At 68.8% G+C, this 2991-nt stretch carries 4 protein-coding genes; 1 reads left to right on the forward strand and 3 read right to left on the reverse strand.

From position 1 onward, the window contains the following. The first annotated feature begins 401 nt into the window (after positions 1-401). On the forward strand, positions 402-926 hold the full coding sequence (locus AC08ON_RS13440) for an arsenate reductase/protein-tyrosine-phosphatase family protein (RefSeq protein WP_476607733.1): 525 nt from the start codon (positions 402-404) through the stop codon (positions 924-926). On the opposite strand, the gene AC08ON_RS13445 is transcribed toward AC08ON_RS13440, so the two are convergent. The 3 genes from AC08ON_RS13445 to AC08ON_RS13455 all read right to left on the reverse strand — a co-directional run. Beyond that, entirely contained in the window at positions 881-1426 is a 546-nt protein-coding gene (locus AC08ON_RS13445; protein ID WP_476607734.1) for an MOSC domain-containing protein, read from the reverse strand. The two genes, AC08ON_RS13440 and AC08ON_RS13445, sit on opposite strands and share 46 nt — an antisense overlap. A gap of 60 nt (positions 1427-1486) precedes the next feature. After that, the gene (locus AC08ON_RS13450) at positions 1487-2017 is read right to left on the reverse strand and encodes a GvpL/GvpF family gas vesicle protein (protein WP_476607735.1); all 531 of its coding nucleotides are present in this window, start codon (positions 2015-2017) and stop codon (positions 1487-1489) included. After that, on the reverse strand, positions 1980-2991 hold a 1012-nt coding region (locus tag AC08ON_RS13455; RefSeq protein WP_476617091.1), incomplete at its 5' end, for a GvpL/GvpF family gas vesicle protein. The genes AC08ON_RS13455 and AC08ON_RS13450, both read right to left, overlap by 38 nt.

Genomic DNA, 2991 nt, shown 5'->3' on the forward strand with positions numbered 1-2991 from the left:
ACTTCGTCACCCCCGTGGGGAGCACCCGGTGGCACCCGTGGGAGTATGTCACTGGCAACCCACGGCTGACGCGAACGATTACATCAGTGTTATCAAAATGTTGTTGACAATGACCGGCGGCGTTTACGGTCGGCAATGGTCGCGCCGGCAAGACTCAATAGCCGGCGAATATTCGGTCCATGAAATCACGGTCCGCGATGCCACACCCGGCGAAACCGTGTTCGACGATGCCCCATCGAGACATACCCAACATCCGTTGCAACGGAAGCCCGCAAAAACATCAACATTCAAACAAGCGCCTGACATCGCGACCCGGCATCCAGATCCGAAGAAAATACATTCCGCCGCAACCCCGGCAACCCGTTATCCCACCGTTCCAGCACGGCCGACCAGGAGCGTTCGTGGCTCGTCCGCCCGAAGTGCTGTTCGTCTGCGTTCACAACGCGGGCCGTTCTCAGATAGGCGCCGTCCTGCTCGACCGACATGGTCGTGGTCTGTTCCGCGCCCGATCCGCCGGCACCGCCCCGGCCCCGGCCATCCACCCGGGAGTCGTCACCGTCATGGCCGAGGTAGGCATCGACCTGTCCCGGGAGTCCCCGAAGCGACTGACCAACGAGATGGTCCGCGACTCCATCGTCGTCCCCAACATGGGATGCGGCGACGCCGTTCCCAGCTACCCCGACACGCGCTACCTCACCTGGAAACTGGATGATCCGGCGGAGTGCACGCTCGAGGAGATCCGGTCGATCCGCGACGAGATCGATGCCCGCGTCCGGGCACTAGTCTACAGTCTCGGCGTGGCCGCCCGCGTCGGGCTGCTGAAGAACCAGCCCGGTTACACCGGGATCCCGTCTGGCGGTACTGACCCGGATGCGTGGCACTATCCCTCACCGGTCGGGGCGGGCGCACCCGATGCGACCGCGTGATCCGGCGCGACCGCGTTGACGGGCTCGGCCTCCCGGTACGGGATGATGATCGTCGCGCCGATCGGGACGGTGCCGCCACGCACGACGTCGGCGCGCAGGCCGCCCCGGTCGCGTAGCGCGCTCCAGACCCCGGGGCGGGTGAGCTGTTCGAGGTAGGAGCACGGTGGGCAGGGCCGGACACCGAGCAGGACAACGTCGTCGATGCGGAAGGTCCGCCCGACGAGGTCGAGCAGCGCGACGCCCTCCGTCACCAGGTTTCGCCTGGTCTCCCACTCGGCCAGAGCCACCCCGGCGTCCGCGGCCACGGCGGCGATGACCTCACGCTCGATCAGCGTGACGGCACGACCGGCGCCACCGCGCGCGGAGTAGGTCCCGCTGCCGGTGGCGTAGCGGTCGCCTTCGAGGCCGTGACCCTCGATCATTCGAACGGCCTCACGGGCCCGCATCCGGGTACCCCGGATCGGCGTGGTATAGATCCCGACCAGGCGTCCCGCGACCATGATGCCGACACTACCCGCTGGGATGGCATTCCATGATCAGCATGGATCCGGGTGAGGTCGTCAGCGAGCGGATGAAAAGTGACGGCACCCCTGGTGGAGCCCTTCATTGATCATTCTCTCCCCAGATGTCGGACTCCGAGCTCCAACCCCATCTGCCGGTCCCCCGAAGGCGTCGGCGTCCGCCGTGTCACCGGCTCCGGGCGGACCCGTGGGGTCCTCGGCGAAGTCAATGGCGGGAAGTGGGCCAACGTGTTCGATCGTGAAGTACGGACAGGCTCGACGGAGATCGGCGACGGCGGCGTCGAACGCGTCCACGGCGTCGTTGCGCAGCAGAAACGCCCAGCTGAGCACCGGGGCCTCCGCGCCGCCGTGCGGGCGCCGTGGCCAGTCGGACAGCGCCAGCGGACGCAGCAGGTCGAGGATCGCGTCGGCCTGACGCTGCCGGCGTGCGATGACCAGGTCGGCCACCTGCTGACCCAGCCTGATCCGCGCGTCGAGATCCGTGGGCGGCGTGACCCCGACGAACGGACTGCCCGGCAGCACCTCGGCGAGCTCAGTCATCGCCGCCACCATGCCGTCCTCCGACAGCATCCGGCCGTCCTCCGGCAGGACCCGGGACCCGATCGGCGTCCGGAACCAGATCGGCGGTGCGCACCCGGTCAGTTGTGCGCACCCGGTCAACCACCGGCGCTCCACCGCCGGGCGAGTCCTCGTGACCGTCGAAGGTGCCGCCCAGACGCTGGTCACCACCCAGCGTGATATGGACAAACGAGTAGGGTGGCCAGGGACCCGTCGCCTCGGCGGAGCACCCCGCCGCGTCCAGCTCCCGCGTCAGCGCGGTCGCCGTGGTGAGGAACGCATCCTCCTCCGAACGCGGCACGAGGTACGCGCAGTCGAACATCCGCCCCGGCCGACCGGTGTGCCGACGGGCGTCATCCCGCGCGTGCGCGGCCAGCTCCCGATCCGCCCGATCGACCATCGCCGCGACCTCGTCACGCCGGTCCCGCTCCGCCTGCAGCTCCCGGCGCCGCTCGGCAAGATAGGCCGTTGCTGAGCCGGTCGCCGAGCCGGTCCGCCCACCCACACCCACCGTTGGTGCGATCTCCGCCGGGTGGTGGACAGGCGAATCCACCCGGAATCCCCACTCATGGGCATCCCGGACGGCGTCCAGCATCTGGAGCAGGTCCCGTACCTGGTCGTCGAGGATGGCCCGGCCCTGCTCCGGGTCGGCGAGCACCGTGCCGAACCGCAGCGGCAGCACACCGCCGCGTTCCAGCAGCTCCCACAGCACCTGATCGTGCCGGCGGGCCAGCGCGGCGAGGCGACCGGTGTCGGCAACGTCCTCCTCGAGGTCATGCAGCAGACTCGACTCGACCTCCGAGACGGCGAGTGACAACGGCCCGCAGGCGATCGCGTCCACCTCGGTGTCGGCGCCCAGCCCATCGATTCCGGCGGTGTCGCTCGCCGCTGGAATGATGCCGTATACGTAAAGACCGCGGTCGGTCCGGGACGCGCGCGAGGACGGCCGGACGCCAGGCCCGACCACGCCCACAGTTCCGACAGTC

The organism is Frankia sp. CoWAU3 (assembly GCF_977971855.1).